15 protein-coding genes are annotated in these 21,347 nt (G+C 66.6%); 10 read left to right on the top strand and 5 right to left on the bottom strand.

Annotated features, from left to right (window positions below):
- Positions 1 to 129 precede the first annotated feature (129 nt).
- From pyk to QX039_RS02825, 3 genes are all read left to right on the top strand, one after another.
- Positions 130 to 1,548: a pyruvate kinase gene (gene pyk / locus QX039_RS02835; protein ID WP_315738829.1), complete on the top strand. Its 1,419-nt coding sequence runs from the start codon at positions 130 to 132 to the stop codon at positions 1,546 to 1,548.
- Positions 1,549 to 1,740: 192 nt separating this feature from the next.
- Positions 1,741 to 2,553, top strand: a complete 813-nt coding sequence (locus tag QX039_RS02830; RefSeq protein ID WP_315738828.1) for a UDP-2,3-diacylglucosamine diphosphatase — start codon at positions 1,741 to 1,743, stop codon at positions 2,551 to 2,553.
- 47 nt (positions 2,554 to 2,600) lie between these two features.
- On the top strand, positions 2,601 to 3,590 hold the full coding sequence (locus tag QX039_RS02825; protein WP_315774099.1) for a threonine/serine dehydratase: 990 nt from the start codon (positions 2,601 to 2,603) through the stop codon (positions 3,588 to 3,590).
- Between the two features lie 10 nt (positions 3,591 to 3,600).
- Here QX039_RS02825 and QX039_RS02820 read toward each other — a convergent pair whose 3' ends face one another.
- Together QX039_RS02820 and QX039_RS02815 are read right to left on the bottom strand one after the other, a co-directional pair.
- On the bottom strand, positions 3,601 to 5,334 hold the full coding sequence (locus tag QX039_RS02820; protein WP_409998919.1) for a caspase family protein: 1,734 nt from the start codon (positions 5,332 to 5,334) through the stop codon (positions 3,601 to 3,603).
- A 154-nt stretch (positions 5,335 to 5,488) separates the two neighbouring features.
- Positions 5,489 to 7,099 (bottom strand): hypothetical protein, encoded by a 1,611-nt coding sequence (locus QX039_RS02815; protein WP_315774095.1) that lies wholly within the window; start codon positions 7,097 to 7,099, stop codon positions 5,489 to 5,491.
- A 75-nt stretch (positions 7,100 to 7,174) separates the two neighbouring features.
- Here QX039_RS02815 and QX039_RS02810 point away from each other — a divergent pair, with 75 nt between their 5' ends.
- Positions 7,175 to 8,362, top strand: coding sequence for an MFS transporter (locus QX039_RS02810; RefSeq protein WP_315774093.1), 1,188 nt, complete (start codon positions 7,175 to 7,177; stop codon positions 8,360 to 8,362).
- On the opposite strand, the gene dgcA is transcribed toward QX039_RS02810, so the two are convergent.
- On the bottom strand, positions 8,344 to 9,339 hold the full coding sequence (dgcA, locus tag QX039_RS02805) for an N-acetyl-D-Glu racemase DgcA (RefSeq protein WP_315774091.1): 996 nt from the start codon (positions 9,337 to 9,339) through the stop codon (positions 8,344 to 8,346). The two genes, QX039_RS02810 and dgcA, sit on opposite strands and share 19 nt — an antisense overlap.
- Before the next feature lie 158 nt (positions 9,340 to 9,497).
- On the opposite strand from dgcA, the gene QX039_RS02800 reads away from it, so the two are divergent.
- The 3 genes from QX039_RS02800 (at position 9,498) to QX039_RS02790 (ending at position 12,435) form a co-directional block, all read left to right on the top strand.
- A complete protein-coding gene (locus QX039_RS02800; protein WP_315739128.1) occupies positions 9,498 to 10,631 on the top strand; it encodes an ABC transporter permease in 1,134 nt (377 codons plus the stop codon).
- A 1-nt stretch (position 10,632) separates the two neighbouring features.
- Entirely contained in the window at positions 10,633 to 11,403 is a 771-nt protein-coding gene (locus tag QX039_RS02795; protein WP_315738822.1) for an ABC transporter ATP-binding protein, read from the top strand.
- A gap of 156 nt (positions 11,404 to 11,559) precedes the next feature.
- A complete protein-coding gene (locus tag QX039_RS02790; RefSeq protein ID WP_315774089.1) occupies positions 11,560 to 12,435 on the top strand; it encodes an MlaD family protein in 876 nt (291 codons plus the stop codon).
- Positions 12,436 to 12,708: 273 nt separating this feature from the next.
- On the opposite strand, the gene QX039_RS02785 is transcribed toward QX039_RS02790, so the two are convergent.
- Positions 12,709 to 18,321: a methyl-accepting chemotaxis protein gene (locus QX039_RS02785; RefSeq protein WP_315774087.1), complete on the bottom strand. Its 5,613-nt coding sequence runs from the start codon at positions 18,319 to 18,321 to the stop codon at positions 12,709 to 12,711.
- 384 nt (positions 18,322 to 18,705) lie between these two features.
- On the opposite strand from QX039_RS02785, the gene QX039_RS02780 reads away from it, so the two are divergent.
- Both QX039_RS02780 and QX039_RS02775 read left to right on the top strand, forming a co-directional pair.
- Positions 18,706 to 19,080 carry an Hpt domain-containing protein gene (locus QX039_RS02780; RefSeq protein WP_315774086.1) on the top strand — a complete coding sequence of 125 codons (375 nt, stop codon included), beginning with the start codon at positions 18,706 to 18,708 and terminating at the stop codon, positions 19,078 to 19,080.
- An 83-nt stretch (positions 19,081 to 19,163) separates the two neighbouring features.
- Complete coding sequence (locus tag QX039_RS02775) at positions 19,164 to 19,484, top strand: 2Fe-2S iron-sulfur cluster-binding protein (RefSeq protein WP_315707114.1); 321 nt, start codon at positions 19,164 to 19,166, stop codon at positions 19,482 to 19,484.
- A 50-nt stretch (positions 19,485 to 19,534) separates the two neighbouring features.
- On the opposite strand, the gene QX039_RS02770 is transcribed toward QX039_RS02775, so the two are convergent.
- Positions 19,535 to 19,999 carry a thioesterase family protein gene (locus QX039_RS02770; protein ID WP_315738818.1) on the bottom strand — a complete coding sequence of 155 codons (465 nt, stop codon included), beginning with the start codon at positions 19,997 to 19,999 and terminating at the stop codon, positions 19,535 to 19,537.
- A gap of 174 nt (positions 20,000 to 20,173) precedes the next feature.
- Here QX039_RS02770 and QX039_RS02765 point away from each other — a divergent pair, with 174 nt between their 5' ends.
- Positions 20,174 to 21,202: an NAD(P)/FAD-dependent oxidoreductase gene (locus tag QX039_RS02765; RefSeq protein ID WP_315738817.1), complete on the top strand. Its 1,029-nt coding sequence runs from the start codon at positions 20,174 to 20,176 to the stop codon at positions 21,200 to 21,202.
- Positions 21,203 to 21,347 lie beyond the last annotated feature (145 nt).

The raw sequence follows: 21,347 nt of genomic DNA, 5'->3' as shown, positions 1-21,347 counted from the left end.
GGCGTGTTCCGTGTCGCGCTTGCAATGGACGCTGCGGGGCGTATATCAGCGCTTCCGCTGCGTCCGCGCATGCCAATCACATGCGTGTCATAGAGACGCGAGACACGGCTTAAGGAGAAAGGACCCATCATGCGTCGTCACCGTCGAGCCAAGATCGTTGCGACTGTCGGTCCCGCGAGCAATTCTCCGGAGATGCTGAAAGCGCTGTTCCTCGCCGGTGTGGACACCTTTCGTCTCAACTTCAGCCACGGCACCCAGGCCGATCACGCCAAGGTCCATGCCGCGATCCGCGCGCTCGAGAAGGAAGTGCAGCGGCCGATCGGCATCTTGATGGATCTGCAGGGTCCTAAGATTCGCGTCGGCACTCTGCGCGACAAGAAGATCCAGGTCGAAGTCGGCGAGACGATTCGATTTGTCCTCAACGGCACCGAGGGCGACAAGACATCGATTCCGTTGCCGCATCCGGAAATCTTTGCGGCGGTCTCGCCCGGTCACGATCTTCTGATCGATGACGGCCGCGTCCGCGTCCGCGTCACCGGCCTCGGCGACGACTGGATCGAGGCCAAGGTGATCGTCAGCGGCGCGATATCCAATCACAAGGGCGTCAATCTGCCGGGCACCATTCTGGAGCTGTCGCCGCTGACGGCCAAGGACCGCTCCGATCTCGCCTTCGGGCTCGAGCTCGGCGTCGACTGGGTGGCGCTGTCGTTCGTGCAGAAGCCGTCGGACGTGCTTGAGGCGAGGGGCCTCATCAACGGCCGCGCCGGCATCATGTCCAAGATCGAGAAGCCGGCGGCGCTGGAGCGGATCGACGACATCATCCAGTTGTCGGACGCGATCATGGTCGCGCGCGGCGATCTCGGCGTCGAGATTCCCAACGAGGACGTGCCGGGCAAGCAGAAGGAGCTGGTGCGTGCCTGCCGGCTCGCCGTGAAGCCGGTGATCGTCGCGACGCAGATGCTGGATTCGATGGTGGCGACGCCGACGCCGACGCGCGCCGAGGTCTCGGACGTCGCCACTGCGATCTATGACGGCGCCGACGCGGTGATGCTGTCGGCGGAGTCTGCCAGCGGCCAATACCCGCGCGAGGCGGTGGCGATGATGGACAGCATCATCAAGGCCACCGAAGGCCACAAGATGTATCGCTCGATCGTCGAGGCGACGCAGCCGGGCGAGGAGCAGACGCCGCCGCATGCGGTGGCAACCGCGGCGGCCGATCTCGCCTCGGCGATCCACGCCAGGGCGATCGTGGCCTATACGTCGAGCGGAACCTCGGCCTCGCGCGTTGCGCGCAAGCGGCCGAGCCTGCCGATTCTGGCGATCACGCCGAACGAGGACACCTCGCGGCGCATGTGCCTGCTGTGGGGCGCGCACAGCGTGCTGTCGCAGGACGTGCAGAGCTACGAGGAGATGGTCGAGCGCGCGACCTTCTTCGCCGTGCAGGAGGAGTTCGCTGAAGCCGGCGACCTGCTCGTCGTCGTCGCCGGCATCCCGTTCGCGCGGGCCGGCACCACCAACAATCTGCGCGTCGTCACCGTGCCGAGATAGGAGGCTGATTTTCCCTGTTCGCGCCGCCCGCCTGTCGCCTGATTGTCGCACCCCGCTGGTATCGCGGGGCAGTGACGAAGGACGTCGCGAGTCGTCGAACGAGCGGTGTCCGGTCGCGGTCCGGCAGGATGGGTTCTGCGGGTGCGGCGTTTCGTCATCGCGGTGTCATCAGGGACTGTTAGGTGGGCGCGCATGGGACTTGAGACTGCTGGTGAAGAAAGCCCGGCTCGGCGCTTTCGGACGTTGTTCATCTCGGACGTTCATCTCGGAGCCCGCGGCTCGCAGGCCAATCTCCTCGTCGATTTCCTGCGCCACCATGATGCAGATACGATCTATCTGGTCGGCGACATCATCGACGGCTGGGCGCTCAAATCGAGCTGGCATTGGCCGCAGTCGCATAACGACCTGGTGCAGAAGATGCTGCGCAAGGCGCGCAAGGGCGCCAAGATCGTCTATGTCCCCGGCAATCACGACGAGTTCCTGCGCGGTTATTACGGCACGCATTTCGGCGGCATCGATGTCGTCGAGAACATCGTCCACACCGGCGCTGACGGCAAACGCTATCTGGTGATCCACGGCGACATCTTTGATCTGGTCGTGCAGAACGCGCGCTGGCTCGCCCATCTCGGCGACAAGGCCTATGACTTCGCGATCCAGATGAACCGTCTGGTCAACTTCTTCCGTCGCATGTTCGGCGTTCCCTATTGGTCGCTGTCGCAATGGGCCAAGCAGAAGGTCAAGAACGCGGTGAACTACATCGGCGCGTTCGAGACGGCGCTGGCCTCCGAGGCGCGAAGGCATGGCGCTGACGGCGTGATCTGCGGCCACATCCATTGCGCTGTCATCCGCGATCAGGACGACATTCGCTACATGAATTGCGGCGACTGGGTCGAGAGCTGCACGGCGCTGGTCGAGCACGAGGACGGCCGCTTCGAGATCCTCACCTGGACCGATCCGCTGCGGCAGCGCGCGCCGGTTCCCCAACTGGCCGCCCGCGCCGCCTGACACCGGCTCCCTTGCCTCTCGGCAATCGGGCGCGGTAAAATAGGGGTATGACAGCTCATTCCCCAATCCTGCCCGTGACCGCCGCCGACATCGATGCGGCGGCACGCGTCCTCGCGCCCGTGGCCGTGCGGACTCCGCTGCTGCCGGCTCCCGTGCTGAGCGAGCAGTTCAAGGCGAACGTCTTCGTGAAGCCGGAGGTGCTGCAGCGGACCGGCTCGTTCAAGTTCCGCGGCGCCTACAACAAACTGGCGTCGATCCCGCAGGCAGCGCGCGGCAACGGCGTTGTCGCATTCTCCTCCGGCAATCATGCGCAGGGCGTCGCCCATGCCGCCACATTGCTGGGCATGGACGCCACGATCGTGATGCCCTCGGATGCGCCGGCGGCCAAGCGCGAGCGCACCAAGGCGTTCGGCGCCGAGGTCGTGCTCTATGATCGCGATCGCGAGGACCGCGAAGCGATCGCGCGCGACATCGCTGCAAGGCGCGGCTCTACGGTGGTGCCGCCCTATGACGATCCCCACGTCATCGCAGGGCAGGGCACCGTCGGCCGCGAGATCGCCGAGGACCTCGCGACGCTCCGCCTGTCGCCGGATCTGGTGATCGTCCCGGCTTCGGGCGGTGGACTGCTTGCCGGCGTCTCGACCGCGGTCAAGGCGCGCTTTCCCAGCACCCAGATGGTCGTGGCTGAGCCCAAGGGCTTTGATGACCATGCGCGCTCGCTGCGGGCCGGCCACCGCGAGGCCCACGATGCGAAGGGGCGCACCATCTGCGACGCGCTGATGGCGGCGATTCCGGGCGAGATCACCTTCGCGATCAACAGCCAACTGCTATCGGCTGCGGTCGAGGCCTCGGATGAGGAGGTGGGGCGCGCGGTCGGCTTTGCCTTCCGGGAGCTGAAGCTCGTCGTCGAGCCCGGTGGTTCGGTCGGGCTTGCGGCATTGCTGGCCGGCCGGCTGGATGTGGCGGGCAAGACGGTGGTGATCGTTTTGTCCGGCGGCAATGTCGATGCTGAGCTCTACGCCAGGCTGATCGCCTGACGATCAAGCCTCAGTGAAAGCTGAGGCCGCCTTTTGCAGATCCCCCACCGCCGATCCGCAGTCCGGACTGCGCGACGTGCGGCGTGCCCCGCGTCGGGCCGCCCTGCATCCCTCCTTGGCCACGCGCCATCGACGGATGCAACGCGTTGATGTTCGGCTTGAACGGTCCGGAATTGCCGGGGAAGGGACGCCGGACCTCGCGGGTGTCGAATGGCCGCCCAGGACTGCGCTTCACTGGATCGCGCTGGATCTTCGCGGCGACGGGCGGATTTGCCGGCGGCATGATCCTGTCGCGCAACCTGGTCTGAGCGATAGGCTTGGGATCGACGACCTTGTTGGGACCCGCGTTGTTGATGGCATTGCCTTTCGTGACCACCGTTGGCGGCATCGGTCCGCGCGGCGGCACGGTGGTGACCGGCAGCTTCGGTTGCAGGCCTGGATGGCTCTGGATCTGGGCGCCAGGATTGAACGGCCGCGCGATCGGTGCCAGTTGCGGTGGCATGATGAGACGGCTCGGTTGCAGCACGGGGATGGGCCGAGGCTGTCCCTGCAGCCGCAGCGCGACCGGCGCATATGGGCTGTCGGCATAGGCTTCTCGGAAGCTCTGATAGGCGGCCGGCGAATTCGCCAGCACGGCCTGGTGCCACGCCGCGGCCTGCACGAGGCCGGCGAGCAGTGCGCGGATGCGGTCGGCGAGCGGATCGCGCGGGTACATCGCGATGAACTCGCGATAATACTGCGGACGATTCTCCGACAGCACGTAGTCATAGGCCTGCCGCACGGAACGGCTCGGAAGGTCGGCGGCCATCTGCACCACGGGCGCGTTCTCCGGCGCGCGCGCGGCGGCAACCAGGGATTCGCCGAAGAAGGTGAAATCACTGGTCAACGACGAGCTCTCCCACGGCGTCTGTCGACCATCGGTGCTCTGGTTCACCTGCAGGCGAATGCGCTTGAACAATTGCTCGATCGGCAGGTTCGGCTGCCGCGCCAGGTTCAGGAACGCCTGCGCGTACGGGCTGTGCTCGCCACGCCCGTCGAGCGCCTCCTCGCCAGGCGAGGTCGAATATCCGAGGATGGAGCCGTTCGGTGCGTCGACGATGGCAAGTCCGCGTCCGGCATCGTTGATGGCAGGGAATGGATTGTTGCGGCAGGCGTCCAGCACGACGATCCGCATGCGGCTCGGGATGGCGTCGAGCGTTGCCATCAGGTCCACCAGACGGATCGTCCCCGTCGCCAGGTCGGAGGGCGCTGAGATACGGGCATCAATCGGGATCAGATAGTTCTCGCCCGCGAGCTGAACCCCGTGGCCGGCGTAGTAGACCATTGCCACGGTGTTCGGGCCGTTTGCTGCCACCCGGCTCGAAAAATCCTGGACGACCTTGAGCATCTCGTTCTGCGTCAGGTCGGTCGCCGTGATCACCTCGAAGCCGGCCGAGTTCAACAGCTTGGCGACAGCATGGGCGTCGTTGTCCGGGTTCTCCAGCGGTGGCGCGTTCTGATAGCTCGCATTGCCGATCACGAGTGCGACGCGTGGCTCGGCTCCTTGAGGGATCGCTGCGGGGGTGTTGCTCTCCTTTGCAGGTGAGGGAGCTGCCAGCGCGCGCGGTGGCGTGTGAAGGTTGTCGATCTCACTGCCGGCGGCGAACGCCGAGTCCGGGCCGACCCAGGCCATCAGGCCCAGCAGCGCGGACATGAGCAGGGATTTCCAGGCGGATGTTACAGCGCGAAATTTCGGAACGGACACGGCGTTCTCCTCGAGCATGCGCCAAGCGAATGGCTTGAGGATCAGGCTACGCAGATCACGCAGCAGCGTACGTGATCCGCGTCACCTATCAACGCGTCACCTTTCGGTGCTCAGTGATCGAGGTTCGATAGGAGGTGGCCGAGACGCTCTCGCCCTACGAGAAGAATGCGATCTTCTCAGGCTGGGTCATGCGACGGATCGGCGCCAGCAAGTCATTGGCGGGCGCCTGTGGCCGCTGCAGAAGGCCGTTCGACAGGAGCGTCGATCCCAGCGACGGCTCGTAGGCAGGCCTGGGCATCGCGGATGCGCTGGTGCTGTGAGCCGCGGCGGCGGTCGGGCGGACCTGCTGGCTCGGCGCAACATCGGCCTGCGGGGCCGCCGCGGGAGATTGAGCTGCGACTGCAGCCGCCACGGCGGCCAGGGTCTCGATAGTGATCGCCTCCGGAAGCGGTGCCGATACGGGCACGCTGGGGACTGGCGCCGGGGCTGGAGGCGAGGCCATGCGCGGGGCCGCCGCGGGCGGGGCCGGCATCGGCGGGGCATACATTGGCGGGGCAGACATCGTGGGCGCAGCGGGAGCCGACGCCGCCGTGGCAACCGAGGCTTCTGCCGTGGTCAGCGCGAGATCCGGCTCCGACGGCGCCGGCTCGCTGAAGCTCGCGACGATGTCGTCGTCGACCGAGGTTGGCTCCTCAATGTCGAAGCCAAGCGTCCTGGCCCGGCTGAACTCCTCGTCGTCGATCGGATCGGGAGCACCCATCTCCGCCGCGACCAATTCCAGGATGGCTTCGTCGTGGGCTTCTGCGGCGACGGCGTCATCCAGGGCCGCCGCGGCGTGCTGCTCGATTTCGAGAAGGGTTTCGTCCACCGACGGCTCGGTCGCAGCTGCGGGGGGCTGCACCAGCGCCGCAGCGTCGGTGTCAACCATCCTGGCTTCAACCGCTGCAGCCGCCATGATCACAGTGTCAGCGCCGGAGGATGTCTCGACCGATTCGATCGCGGCCACTGCGGCAACGAGCGGAATGGTCATCTCGGGCCCGGCTTGGGCCGCCTCCGTCTGTTCCGGCACGGGCAACGGCCCCGAAGCCACCTGCGGCTCAGCCGAGACCGTCGCCTCCGCAGCCGGACCCGATGCGACATCAGGTACTGGCGGGGCGGCGGACTCGGTCGCCGGCTTGATCTCGTCAGCCGCGGGCGGAACGCTTGCTTCCGCCGCGTCGAGCTCCTTCAGCCGCGTCTTGATGATCTCGAAGGCCGCAAGCAGCGCGACCTTGGGGTCGGCACTCGCAAGCTGGTCGCACGCGGCCTCGATCGATGTGACCTGTGAATCGATCAGGTCGCAGATCCGGGAATCGGCGCCGATCTCGCGCCAGCGCCAGGAAATTTCCTTGATGATTCGGATGCCCTTGCGCACCGGCGCCAGGTTCTGCTCAAGGGCCATGCTGTCGACCGCAGAGGCTGCGGCGAGTGCAGCGTCTTCGACCGAGGCGCGGATCGCGGCCAGCGCTTCGGGCAGCGCCTTGCTGTCGGCCTGCTCGAACTCCTGCTGCTGCTGACGCTGCGAGGCCAGCGCATGCTCGATGCGGGCCACGGCGTCGAGCACCATGCTGGTGTCGGCATTGCGGTTGCGTTTGGCGTATTCGCCGAGGAACCAGCGGCCTCGGGACGTCTCCATGAAGGCGTCGCGGATCGCCTCGTAATCGGCCTCGTTCGGCTGAGCCGCGCGGGCGGATATCGGCGAGAGGGCGAAGACTTCATCGACCATGGCAAACCTATCGCGCACATTGCTGCGCGTTGGCATAACGATCACCATGATATTGATCGAATCGCAATTGAATTGATGCCACTGTCCCGACAAATCTCCACCACATCGCCGGTATTGTCGCGCCGATTCGCGGACAGGTTGGAGCTGTTCTATGGCGCGGTGTTCATGCTGTCGGGGACGCATCTGCCGTTTTTCCCCGTGTGGCTACGGGCGATCGGGCTGGACGCCTCGTGGATCGGCGTGATCATCGCGGTTCCCGCCGTGACCCGCTTCACCGTCCTGCCGCTGATCACCGCGGTTGCCGAGCGCCGGCAGGCCCTGCGCGCCGCGATGCGGCTGACCACCTTCGCAACGGCATCGGGCTTTGTGGTTCTCGCCTTCCAGCGCGAACCCTGGCTGGTATTCTTGGTCTATGTGGCAACCTGCTGTCTATGGACACCCGTTGTCCCGCTGACGGACGCTTATGCGCTCCGTGGCGTGATGAGCTATGGCCTGAACTACGGTCGCCTGCGGCTGTGGGGATCGGCCGCATTCATCGCCGGAACGCTGCTGTGCGGCGGGGTGGCCGACCTCGCGCCGTCGTCCGAGCTGATCTGGATCATCCTCTTGGTCGCGCTGTGCGGTGCGGCAAGCAGCCTGCTGCTGCAGGCGCTGCCGCCCCTGCCGCATGGCGCCGGCCTGGCCCGGGACGGGCGCAGTCTGCTGGGCCATCCGAGCTTCCTCTGCATCATCGCGGCTTCGGCGCTGATCCAGGCCAGCCATGCGGCCTACTACACGTTCTCCGCCATCGCGTGGAAGGCGCAGGGCTTCAGCGGGCTGACCATCGCTTGGCTCTGGACCATGGGCGTGCTGGCCGAGATCGTCGTGTTCGCCCTGTCACCACGCTTCACGTTGGCGCCCGCCAACCTGGTCATGATCGGTGCAGCGGCGGCCGTGCTGCGCTGGAGCCTCACGGCTCAGGAGCCGCATGCAGCCGGGCTCGCCGCGGTCCAGATCAGTCACGGCTTCACCTTCGGGCTGACCCTGGTCGGAACCATGGGGCTGCTGGTCCGCCATGTGCCGGCGCAACTGACGGCGCGCGGGCAGGGCTATTATGCGGCTGCGAGCGGCGTGGTCGGCTCGGCGGCATCGGCCCTCTCGGGGCCGGTCTATGCGGCCTATGGACCCGGTGTCTACTACGTGATGGCCGCGATGGCCGGAGCGGGTGGCGTCCTGATGTGGATCGCGCACCGAAGCCTGTCGCTTCAGCCCCACAACGCCTGATCGGGCGGATAGACCAGGCTGTCCTCGTAGTGCAGGCCGTGCTCGCAATCCTCGGCGAGCAGCAGCGGTCCGTCCAGATCGACGAAACGGGCGAGCGGCGTCAGCAGCATGGCCGGTGCCATCGAGAGCGATGTCGCCACCATGCAGCCGACCATGATGTCGAAGCCGAGCGAGCGCGCGGCATCGGCCATGGCAAGCGCCTCGGTGAGCCCTCCGGTCTTGTCGAGCTTGATGTTGACGGCGTCGTAGCGTCCGCGCAGCGCTTCGAGCGAGTTGCGGTCGTGCACGCTCTCGTCGGCGCACACCGCGAGCGGGCGCGCGATGTTGGCGAGCGCTTCGTCGTTTCCTGCGGGAAGCGGCTGCTCGACCAGCGTGACGCCGGCGGCGGCGCAGGCCGCGAGATTGGACTCCAAATTCGCCTCGGTCCAGGCCTCGTTGGCATCGACGATCAGTTGTGACTGCGGAGCTGCCTCGCGCACGGCTGCAATCCGCGCCGGATCGCCGTCGCCGCCGAGCTTGATCTTGAGCAGCGGGCGGTGCGCGGCCTTGGCCGCAGCTTTGGTCATCACGTCGGGGGTCCCGAGCGAAATCGTGTAGGCGGTCACGCATGGCCCCGGCGCGCGGCGTCCGAGCAGGTCCCAGATGCGCCGGCCGCTCCGCTTGGCTTCAAGGTCGAGCAGCGCGCAGTCGAGCGCATTGCGCGCCGCCCCCGGTGGCATCGCCGTCTGTAGGGCGTTGCGGTCGAGACCAGAGGCGATCGCATCGCGCATCGCGAGCAGCGCGCTCAACGATGCCTCGGGGGTCTCGCCATAGCGCGCATAGGGCACGCATTCGCCGCGGCCGACGATCGTGCCGTGTCGCACTTCCGCGATCACCGTGACCGCTTCGGTCTTGGCGCCGCGGCTGATCGTGAAGCTGCCGGCGATCGGCCAGTGGCCGATCCGGGCGTCCAGTATTGGAAAATCGTTGGAAGTCATTTGAAAGTCTGGCGATTTGTGAACCGGAATGAGGCGCTTGGGGCTTGCGCGATCTGACCGACTATGGCTGTTGATAGTGGTCTCCGGCAAGGTGGTAGCGACGCGGTGGGATTTTTCTCGTCAAGGAGCGGACGTCCGAGGCTCCGAGGATGGCCGTCGTGAAGGGCGGCCCTGATTTGCAGCGCAGTGGCGATGGCAACGCGCTGTCGCTGCGCGCGACCGGCGCTTGGACTGCGCCCTTTGCGCCGTCGCTCGAACGGCTTGTCGCCGATGCCGAAAAGCTCGCCGGCAAGAAGATCGATGTCTCGATCGACGTCTCCCAGGTGTCCAAGCTCGACACGTTCGGCGCCTGGCTGATCGAGCGGCTGCGCCGCAGCTTCACGACCGGAACCGTCGAGGTCCGGATCGATGGGCTCTCTGCGAACTACGCCAGCCTGGTCGACGAGGTTCGCCGCGTCAGCACCGCGCCCAATGGCGACGCGACGATGGTGACCATCACCGGCATGCTCGGCCAGATCGGCCTCAGTGTCGCCGGCATCTTCGGCACGGTCGCCGCGCTGATCGACATGCTCGGCGCCGTGATCGTCGCCAGCGGCCGGGTGCTCGTCCATCCCCGCAGCTTCCGGCTGACCTCGACCATCCATCATCTCGAGCAGGTGTGCTGGCGCGCGGTGCCGATCATCGTGCTGATCACCTTCCTGATCGGCTGCATCATCGCCCAGCAGGGCATCTTCCATTTCCGCAGGTTCGGCGCCGACATCTTCGTGGTCGACATGCTCGGCGTGCTGGTGCTGCGCGAGATCGGCGTGCTGCTTGTGGCGATCATGATCGCCGGCCGCTCGGGCAGCGCCTACACGGCCGAGCTCGGCTCGATGAAGATGCGCGAGGAGATCGATGCGCTGCGTACCATGGGCTTCGATCCGATCGAGGTCCTGATCCTGCCGCGCATGCTCGCGCTGGTGATCGCGCTGCCGATCCTGGCCTTCCTCGGCGACATCGCCGCGCTCTATGGCGGCGGGCTGGTGGCGTGGTTCTATGGCGGCGTCGATCCCGAGGCCTTCCTGCTGCGCCTTCGCGATGCGATCTCGATCGATCATTTCACGGTCGGGCTGCTCAAGGCGCCGGTGATGGCGGCGGTGATCGGGATCGTCGCCTGCGTCGAAGGACTGGCCGTGCAGGGCAGCGCCGAGTCGCTCGGGCGCCACACCACCTCATCGGTGGTGAAGGGTATCTTCTTCGTCATCGTGATGGACGGCGTGTTCGCGATCTTCTTCGCCGCGGTCGGGATGTGACATGACGCAGGAGATGTCCGATCCGATCATCCGCGTGCGTGACGTCACCGTGCAGTTCGGCAAGACGCGCGTGCTCGACGGGCTCGACCTCGATGTCAAGCGCGGCGAGATCCTGGGCTTCGTCGGTCCCTCCGGTGCGGGCAAGTCGGTGCTGACGCGCACCATCATCGGCCTGGTGCCCAAGCTGTCGGGCAACATCGAGGTGTTCGGCGTCGATCTCGACGCCGCCGATCGTGCCGGCCGCCGCGCCGTCGAGCGGCGCTGGGGCGTGCTGTTCCAGCAGGGCGCGTTGTTCTCCTCGCTCACGGTGCGGCAGAACATCCAGTTCCCGGTCCGGGAATATCTCAAGGTCTCGCAGCGTTTGCTCGACGAGATCATGGTCGCCAAGCTGGTGATGGTCGGATTGCGGCCCGATGTTGCTGATCGTTTCCCGAGCGAGCTGTCGGGGGGCATGATCAAGCGCGTCGCGCTGGCCCGCGCGCTCGCGCTCGATCCGGAGCTGGTGTTCCTCGATGAGCCGACCTCGGGGCTCGACCCGATCGGCGCCGGCGATTTCGACGAGCTTGTCCGTACCCTGCAGCGCACTTTGGGACTGACCGTTTTCATGGTAACCCATGATCTCGACAGCCTGTATACGGCGTGCGACCGCATCGCCGTGCTGGGCAACGGCAAGATTATCGCTGCGGGATCGATGGCCGACATGCAGGCCTCGGAACATCCGTGGCTCCGGCAGTATTTCCACGGCAAGCGTGCACGGGCCGTGATGGGTTAGTGCGTAGCGCCCCTCGGGGCGATTATTTTTGTGAGCGGGAGTGGGGACTCCTGCGACATAGCTGATGGGGTGGGTGCCGCAGTCCGGCGCCAACCGAGAGCGCATGGGAGCGGCGGCTGGGATCTCCGCTGCGACGTGCCGGTACCGGAGTTGGTAATGGAAACGCGGGCGAATTACGTCCTGATCGGATCGTTCACGCTGGCAGTGATTGCCGCGGCGGTCGGGTTTGTCCTCTGGTTTCAGAGCCTGCACACGACCAAGCAGCGCAGCCCGCTGCGGGTCGTGTTCGAGGGGCCGGCCGCGGGTCTGCGCAACGGCGGCAGCGTCAACTTCAATGGTATCCGGGTCGGTGAGGTCATCTCGGTCAAGCTCGACAATCCGCGCCGCGTCGTGGCGCTGGCGATGGTCGAGAACAACGCGCCGATCCGCAAGGATACCCTGGTCGGGCTCGAGTTCCAGGGACTGACCGGCGTCGCCGCGATCTCGCTCAAGGGCGGCGAGGAGGCTGCGCCGCCGCCGCCGCTCGACGAGGATGGCGTGCCGGTGCTGCGTGCCGATCCGACCCGGCTGCAGGACGTGACCGAAGCGATCCGCGCCACCCTGCAGAACATCAACAAGGTGGTCGCCGACAACCAGGACGCCGTGAAGAACTCGATCAAGAACCTCGAGGTCTTCACCCAGTCGCTGGCCCGCAATTCCGAGCGCATCGATGGCGTCATGAGCCGTGTCGACGGCATCATGGGCAAGGCCGATACCCTGATGCTCGGTCTCAACACGCTGGCCGGCGGCAAGGATGGCGGCGAGCTGTTCCTGACGGTGAAATCGATCCGCGAGCTCGCCGAGGATCTGGACAAGCGCTCCGGCGCGCTGATGGCCGATGGACGGCGCACGCTGTCCGACATCAGCCGCGCCGTGAACAATTTCGATCGCAATCCGACCCGGGTCCTGTTCGGGGCCAGCAACGCCAGCCCGAGCAACGCCCAGGCCTCGCAGCCCGCGCCCGCGGCGCCGGCGGCGACGGGGCGGCGGTGACGCGAGCGAGTTGCGAATAGGGAAGTAGCGAATAGGGGCGCGCGGCAGCGGACTGCGCTCCATCGCTGTCGCTATCCACCGCTGCTGGCTGGCTACGGAGCACGTCGCACACCGTTGTGCCGGCGATGCGGGGCCCGAACGGCCAAAGCCGAAAGCGCCTTCATTGCATCTCCAAACGCGAAGCGGAGGCCTCGTGGCCTCCGCTTGTTCTTCTTGTCGCAGCGCTGGTTCTACTGAACCCTTCGCTACTCGCTACTCTCCCATTCGCTCCCATCACGCCAGCCGGCCGGCGGCGTGGGCGAGCAGGGTGTAGACCAGCCCGGTCTCCGAGGTGAGCTGGGCGCGCAGCGCCTGCGGGTTGCGGTCGTCGCGGGCGACCTCGTCGAGCAGCCGTTCGAACTCGGTGATGTAGCGGTCCACCGTCTGCTTGAAGGTGCGGTCGGCGCGGTACTTGCGGGCGACCTCGTCGAATGCCTTCTGACCGGCCGGGGTGTAGAGACGCTTGGAGAACGCCTTGGTCTCGCCGCGCTGGTAACGGTCCCACATCTCGGCCGCGAGATTGCGGTCCATCAGCCGTGCGATGTCGAGCGACAGCGACTCCAGCGGATTGCCCGGCTGCTGCTGGGCCGGTCCGCGGCCGCGCGGCGCAGTCTGGCCGGCGGTGCTGTTATCGGCCCGGTTAAGCAGGTCGGACAGCCAGTTGTCGCTGCGCTGATCGGCGACCGGACCCATCGGCGGCGCCTCGACACGGCGCGGCTGTGGCGGCGGGGCCGGCGGCTGCATGCCGAGATCCGGCGGCGGCAGGTTGGCGACGCTGGTCGCAGCCGGCTCGCGCAGGCGCATGTCCGGCCGGCCGCCGACGGCTGCGGCGACGATCGGCTCTTCCTGACGGATCACGGCTGCGGGAGCGGCGACCGCGGCGGGACGCGACGCGCTGACCACGTCGAGACCGCGGCCGTGATGCGCGACGATCCGGTTGAGCTCGGCCAGCGCCTCGATCTGGTCGACGATGACCTTGCGCATCTGCGCCGTGCTCTCGGCGGCCTCCTGCGGCATCTCCAGCACGCCGCGGCGCAGCTCGTTGCGCGTCGCTTCGAGCTCGCGATGCATCTCGGCGGTCATCTGCTTCATGCTCGACACCAGCGTGGCGAACTTCTCCGCCGACTGCTTGAACATCGCATCGGCTTCCTGCGTGCTCTGCTGGTAGATCTCCTGCATCTGCGACGTGGTGAGGCGGCGTTCCTCCTCGGCGTTGGCGCGGATGGCCTCGAACTGCCGGCTGAGCGCGGTGGAGCCGGCACCCGCCGTTTCCGCCACGACCCGGGCGATGTCGCGGGCGCGCTCCTCGGCGGCCGCCAAGGACTCGTCGAGCAGGGTGGTGAAGCGCGTCAGACGCTGGTCGAGATCGGCGGTGCGCAGATCGATGGTGGTGACCAGCGATTCCAGCGTCGTCTTGCGATCCGAGATCGAGACGGTCGCATCGCGGTTGCTCTGCTCGACAATGGCCGCCGCCTCGATCAGCGCCTTGCCATGCGCGTCGAACTGGCCGGACAGCGAGTTGAGATCCTCCAGCGCCCGCGACGTCTTGGAGTTGAACACGTTGAGCTGGTCCTCGAGCGTCTGCGTCGCGGTGCCGTTGCGTGCGGTGACGTCGTTCATCGCGGTGACGAAGTCGGCCACCCGGGTGACCAGCGCCCGCTCCAGCGAGTTGAGGTTGTCGTGGGCGCCGGTCAGGACCTCCTGCAGCAGGATGTTGCCCTCGCGCAGACGTTCAAACAGGGCGACCGTGTCGGTGCGCAGGATCTTGCTCGTCTCCTGCATCTCGGTGACCGCAGCCACCGAGACCTGGCGCGATTGCTCGATCGCCGCGCGCGAGGCCTGCTCCAGCTCCTTGAGCGACTTGGTGATCGCGGTGGTCGCGAGCTCGCCCGCTGAGGTGATGGTGCGGGCGACCTCGGAGCCGTTGCCATTGACGCTCTGGGCGAAGTTCTGGCCGCGGACCTCGATCGCCTTCAGCGCATCGGTGGTGACGCGATCGATCTCGATCGTGAGCTGGTTGGTCTTCGAGTTCAGCGTCTCGACCAGCGTGCCGCGCTTGCCGTCGAGCATCTGCGACAGTCGTTCGCTCTGCTGCTGCACATAGGTGACGATCTCGTCGGTCTTGCCGGTCATGGCCGAGCCGAACGAGTTGCCGGCGGCAAGCACCGAGCGCTCGATCTCGGTCGAGGTCGATTTGACCCGCGTGGAGACCTCGTTGGAGGCGGCGACGAGTGCGCTCTGCGCATTGAGCGCGCTGCTCTGGATCGCGTCGGTGGTGTTCGCCGCGACGGAATTGATGACGCGCTCGATCTCCGACGACATCGCCTTGAGCTGGCCCGCGGTGTCGGTGGAGGTGGCCGTCAGCAGGTTCTGGGCCTCGCGCGCGCCGCCGACGATCACCGCGACCGTCTCGGTCGTGGTCGTGGTCAGCACCGCCTGGGCTTCGCGTGCGCTGCCGACCAGGGTAGCCGCGGTGTCGGCCGACGTGGCGGTCAGTGACATCTGCGCCTGGCGCGCGCTGTTGAGGATCGAGGCCGCGGTATCGGCGCCGACAGACGACAGCGTCCGCTCGACATCGACGGCCAGCGACTTGACGTGCTCGGTTGCTTCCGTCGAGGCGGTGACGAGCTTCGTCTGGACGTCGCGGGCGCTATTAACAATCGCTGCGGCAGTGCTGGTTCCGACCGCGGCGAGCGTCCGCTCGACGTCGGCTGCCAGCGACTTGACGTGATTGGCTGCTTCGGACGACGCGCTGATCAGCGTGGTCTGCGCTTCCCGGGCGCCGCCGGTGATCGCTTCCGCGGTCGTGGTTCCTGCGATCGACAGCGAGCGCTGGACGTCGACGGTCAGCGCCTTGACCTGTTCGGCCGCTTCGCTCGATGCCGCGAGCAGGGCATGCTGGGCATCACGAGCGCTCGCCGTGATGGCTTCGGCGGTTCCCGTCCCGGCACTGGTCAGCGAGCGCTGCACATCGGCTGCGAGCGACTTCACGTGCTCGGCCGCGTTGGAGGAGGCGGACACCAGCGTGTTCTGAACCTCGCGCGCACCGGCGAGGATCGAGGCTGCCGTGGCCGAGCCGGCGGCCGTCAGCGCCTGCTCGACGTCGACGGCGAGCGACTTGACGTGGGTGGCGGCATCGGAGGAGGCGGACACCAGCGTATTCTGGGCCTCGCGCGCACCGGCGAGGATCGAGGCTGCGGTGGTCGAGCCTGCCGCCGTGAGCGTGCGCTCGACGTCGGCCGACAGCGACTTGATCTGGTCGGCGGTCTCGCCGGAGGCCGCGACCAGCGTGGCCTGGGCCTCGCGCGCACTGGTCAGGACGGCCTCGGCCGCGCCGCTGCCCGCGTTCGACAGGGCGCGCTCGACCTCGGCGGACGTGTTCTTCAACTGCGAGCCGACGTCGGTCGAGACGTTGAGCAGCGCCTGCTGTGCCGAGCGGGCCCCGGTCTGGATGGTCTCGCTGGTGTTGACCACGAGATTGGTCAGCGCCCGCTCCGCGTCTTCCACGTGCGACTTGATGCTGGCGGACAGCAGCTCGGCGCGGGTCATCAGCTCGTCGCTCGCCTGACGGCCGCTGCTCTCGATGCGGCCGGCCACGGCCTCGACGCGCGAGCCGAGCAGGTCTTCGAACTGCGAGACGCGCTGGTCGATGTCCTTGGCGATCGAGCCGACGCGGGTCTCGATGCCCTGATGGATGTCCTGGAAGCGCGCGGTGACGGCTTCGGTCAGCTCGTAGCTGCGGCCGTCGATGATGTTCGACAGGCTGTGGATGCGCTGATCGATTGCTTCGAGCGCCTTGTCGGTGCCGTCGGTCAGCGAGGAGGTCAGAATGTTGAGGCGGGAATCGATCGACTGAATCGCCTGGGCCGAGCCATCGGTCAGCGAGGAGGTCAGCACGGTCAGCCGCGAGTCGATCGCGTGCAGCACCTGGGCAGCGCCGTCGGTCAGCGAGTTGGACAGAGTGCCGAGGCGGCCTTCGATCGTCGAAGTGACCGAGGTCGCGCGGTTGTCGAAGTTCTCTTCGAGCGACTTGAGGCGGCCCTCGACGCTGTCGTCGAAGGTCTTGATCTTCGCATCGAGCGAGGTGTCGAGGGTGGTGATGCGGGCCTGCAGATTGGTCTCGAACTGGTTCAGCCGCTGATCCAGCGTCGCCGTGATCTCACCGCTGTTGGACGACAGCCGCGTATCGAACGTATCGACATAGGACTTGAGATTGTCGGAGATTTCCTGGGTCCGCTGGCCCATGCGCTCGACGATCTCGCCGCCATAGGTCTTCACCGTGCGGTCGAACTCGGTGATGTGCCGGGTGATCAGCGCGCCCAGCGTCGAGCTGTCGCGTGCGAAGCGCTCGGCGAGCTCGGTGCCCTGGTTCTTCACCAGCTCGTCGAAGGCACTGATCTGGATCGACAGCGTGTCGTGGGTGCTCTCGGTCTGGCTGACGACCTTAGCGACCAGCGAATTGACGGTCGCATCGAGCGACTCGCTCGCCTTCTCGCCTGACGTGACGATGTGGCCGGACATGCGCTGGCTCGCCTCGTCGATCTTGGTCACGAGATCGCCGCTGCGCAGCTCGAGCTCCAGCAGGAGGGACTCGCCGGACGCCTTGAGCTGGTCGTGAACCTGCTCGGTTCGCACCGAGATGCCGTCGACGATGGCGGCCGTGCGCTGCTCGAACTCGCTGGTGATGCGGTCGATGCGCTCGTTCAGCATCTCGTGGACTCGGTCCGACAGGTCGGCGAACTCGTCGTGGACGTGGCCGGTCTTGAAATTGAGGCTGGTGGTGAGCCGCTCCGAGGCGTCGAGCACGGCGCGGGTGGTCTCGGCGCTGGCCTCTTCGAGCCGGTCGAGCAGATCGCCGCCGCGCTCGCCGAGCGCGAGGATCATGTTGTCGCCGGCGTTGCCGAGCGCGGCCGTGATGTGGGCGCCGCGCTCTTCCAGCGCGCCGGTGATGCTCTTGGCGACCTCGTCGACGCGCGAGGCGATCGCGTCCGAGATCAGCGCGATGTCGTGGCGAAGGTCGATCTGTACGCCCGAGATGGCGCTGCGGACCTGCTCGGCCTGGCCGACGAGGTTATCGCGCTGATGGGCGATGTCCTGCAGCAGGGCGCGGATGCGGACCTCGTTGTCGCTGTAGGCGCGCTCAAGGGCTGCAACCTCGTTGGCGACCAGCATCTCGAGCTCGCCTGCGCGCGCGATCGCGCGCTCGACTCCGTCGCCCATCGCCGCGACCTCGCGGCGGATGGCCTGGCCGACGGTCACGATGGAATCGCTGACGGCGCCTTCCGGCTCGGAGAAGCGGATCGCGACCTGCGCCATCGACTGCGCGATCATGCGCAGCTCCTGGCCGCGCCAGGCGAGACTGGCCAGGAAGTAGAACAGCAGAACCGGTGCGAAGAACACCGCGGCGAGACCGGCGAGCACCAGCACGCCGCCGCTCTGGCCGATCAAGGCCTGCAAAGCGGGCAGGAAACCGATGGTCAGCAGGACGCAGCCGACGATCCAGATGCCTGCAAAGGCGGTTGCCAGCGTGTAGACGCCGCGTGACGGGCGGCCCTTCTGGATCGCCTGCAGCAACTGGCCGATGGTCTCGCGGTCGTCATTGGCCGGGCGGCGCGCGGCGAGCGGCGGCGGCTCGATCTCGTCAAGGCTGCTGCGGTCGATGCCCGGACGCGAGTCGAACGAATCCAGACTGGACACGCCGTTCGGCATGACGGGCGGGGCGCCCTCGGCGTGGACCGAGCTCTGCGAGTCCGTGGGCGCGGACGAATCGCTGATGTTCAAAGCCTCCTGAATGGCGGACAGCGCAACTTCAGTCGGGTCTTTGACCTTTTTCGGAGTGTTCGCCATGTTGAGTCCGAGCCCTCGTCTTAATTTCGATCCGGCGAGCCGCGTACGAGTGCCCTCTCGCAACGCTCGAACCGGACGTCATCCCTCGCAGGCACCAGGGGTGGCAAATTCCGCCAGGTGACCCACTCCATCCGGGCATCATCCTATTGGCAGTGCCTGTTGAAAGAAATGGCCGTGGTTAAGAGATTCTTAATCATCGTTAACAGCACCCGCCGTTAACACTTTAGAAGTTCTGCGAATTCCCGTTTCTGCCGCGATTGGGGCAGAGCCGGGCCCAAATCGCGGCAAACCCGCGGCAATTGGGCCGGTAACAATGCATTAACCATTGTCGTGCTTGACTTACCACAGGCGCGCGCGGCGCGCCCGCCGGACCGGATTGCCGCCATGATTCCCGACCTTTCACGGATCGAATGGATGCCCTCGCCTCCGCTGGTTCCCGACGACGGGCCGATCAGCCTGGACCTGCTGCGGCGGATGACCCTCGGCGACAGCGCGCTCGAGCGCGAGGTGCTCGCCATGTTTGCGGACCAGGCTGTCCGCCTGCTGGAGCGGTTGCAGGTGATGCCCGAGGATGCGGCCACCGTCGCCCACACGCTGAAGGGCTCGGCCCGCGCCGTCGGCGCGCTCGATGTCGCCGACGCGGCGGAAGGGCTCGAAGCGGCGCTGCGGGCGGGCGACCCGGCCGATGCGCTGGCCTGGCTGGGCACGGCGATCGCGCAGGCCCGCGCGGCGATTTCGGAGATGCTCGGCGCGGCCTGAGCGGCCGGCGGCAGCACTAGCGCGGAGCGGAGCGGTCCGTTATAGGACAGCCCGACCTCATTCCCTGCGCAGCACGAGCACACATGGCCAAGATCACCTTTGTCGACCATACCGGCGAATCCAGAACCGTTGAGATCGAGAACGGCGCGACCGTGATGGAAGCGGCGATCCGCAACGCCATTCCCGGCATCGAGGCCGAATGTGGCGGCGCCTGTGCCTGCGCGACCTGCCATGTCTATGTCGACGAAGCCTGGCGCGAGAAGGTCGGCCCGCCGACCCCGATGGAAGAGGACATGCTCGATTTCGGCTACGATGTCCGGCCGAATTCCCGTCTCTCCTGCCAGATCAAGGTCTCCGACGAGCTCGACGGCCTCGTCGTCTCCACCCCCGAGCGTCAGGCCTGACCGTTCGCCTCGCGTCCTCATCGCCGCGCCCCCGGTGATCGCCGCCAGGCCTATGCCGGCAGCGCGATCGTCACGCCGCGGCGGACCCACGGCTGGAGCGCAGCAATGAGCTTCGGCGTCAGCGGCGCCGGCTTGCGCGTCGCCTCGTCGATCAGAACCATGACCGCGGTGGCAGATGCCACGCAGCGCCCGTCCGAGAACACGACCTGCTCGCAGGTCACCGACGTGCGCCCCAGCCTCACGACCCCCAGTCCGAGCTCGATCATGCCCGGCCAGCGCAGCTCGGCCCGGAAATGCATGTCGAGCCGCACCATGATCCAGGCCAGCCCCTCCTGTCCGAGGCCATGGCGCGGGTCCTTCATCAAGGTCACCCGGCCGGTCTCGAAATAGGTCGCATAGACCGCATTGTTGACGTGCTGGTTGGGATCGAGGTCGCCGAAGCGGACATTGTCCGTCAGCCGATAGGGAAAGTCCTCCAGGCGTGGCGCGTGGTCGCGGCGGGCCGTCTCTGTCACCGATTGATCTCCATCATTCATGTCCCCTTCAAACCCGGCTAAGCCCGCTGCTGCAAGCCGCGCGCGAGCGAGGGGCGGCTTTTGTGCCTTCCCTGCGACCACCCCGTTGGCTACAAATTCGGAACCGCCATCTGCCGCCATCCGTCGAGCGGCGCCTCCAACGAGAAGAGCGACATGAGCGAAGCGATCAAGACCGATGTGCTGATCATTGGCGCGGGCCCTTGCGGACTGTTTGCCGTTTTTGAACTGGGGCTGCTCGACATCAAGGCGCATCTGATCGACATCCTCGATAAGGTCGGCGGCCAATGCGCCGAGCTGTATCCGGAGAAGCCGATCTACGACATTCCCGGCGTGCCGATGGTGACGGGGCAGGGCCTCACTGAGCAGCTGATGGAGCAGATCAAGCCGTTCAGCCCGACCTTCCATCTCGGCGAGATGGTCGAGAAGGTCGAGAAGATCGGCGATCCCGGTTTTCGCATCACCACCGACGCCGGCAAGGTGTTCGAGTGCAAGGTCGTGGTGATCGCGGCCGGCGGCGGCTCGTTCCAGCCGAAGCGTCCGCCGGTGCCGGGCATCGAGGCATACGAAGGCACCTCGGTGTTTTATGCCGTGCGCAAGATGGAGCAGTTCCGCAACAAGAATGTCGTCATCGTCGGCGGCGGCGATTCCGCGCTCGACTGGACTCTCAATCTGCATCCCCTCGCCAAGCGCATCACGCTGGTGCATCGGCGCGACGATTTCCGCGCGGCGCCGCACAGCGTCGAGCAGATGCGCGCGCTCGTGGCGAGCGGCAAGATGGATCTGCGCATCGGTCAGGTGACGGCGCTCGAAGGTGCGAACGGTCAGCTTTCCGCGGCCACCATCAAGGGCAACGACAATGCGGTCGAGACCGTGCCGTGCGAGATGATGCTGCCGTTCTTCGGCCTGACGATGAAGCTCGGCCCCGTCGCCGAGTGGGGCCTCGCGCTCGAGCACAATCTCATTCCGGTCGAGACCTCGGCGTTCGAGACCTCGGTGCCCGGCATCTTCGCGATCGGCGACATCAATACCTATCCCGGCAAGATCAAGCTGATCCTGTGCGGCTTCCACGAGGGTGCGCTGATGGCGCAGAAGGCGCACCGCTACGTGTATCCGGAGAAGCGGCTGGTGTTCCAGTACACGACGTCGTCGTCGAGCCTGCAGAAGAAGCTCGGCGTCAACTAATTGCTCGGAAGCGTGGAACCCGGCGCCGCCGGACCAACTCAAATGTGAAGAAATGTTTCCTGCGCGTGCCGGTTTCACCGGCGCGCCAGACCTGTTATGGGCTGGAACGATGCACGAAACGGCCGTACTGTGCGGCCATTCATTT

The organism is Bradyrhizobium sp. SZCCHNR1043, from assembly GCF_032489675.1.
Classification (GTDB): domain Bacteria; phylum Pseudomonadota; class Alphaproteobacteria; order Rhizobiales; family Xanthobacteraceae; genus Bradyrhizobium.
This window is presented reverse-complemented; position numbering and strand designations above follow the sequence as displayed.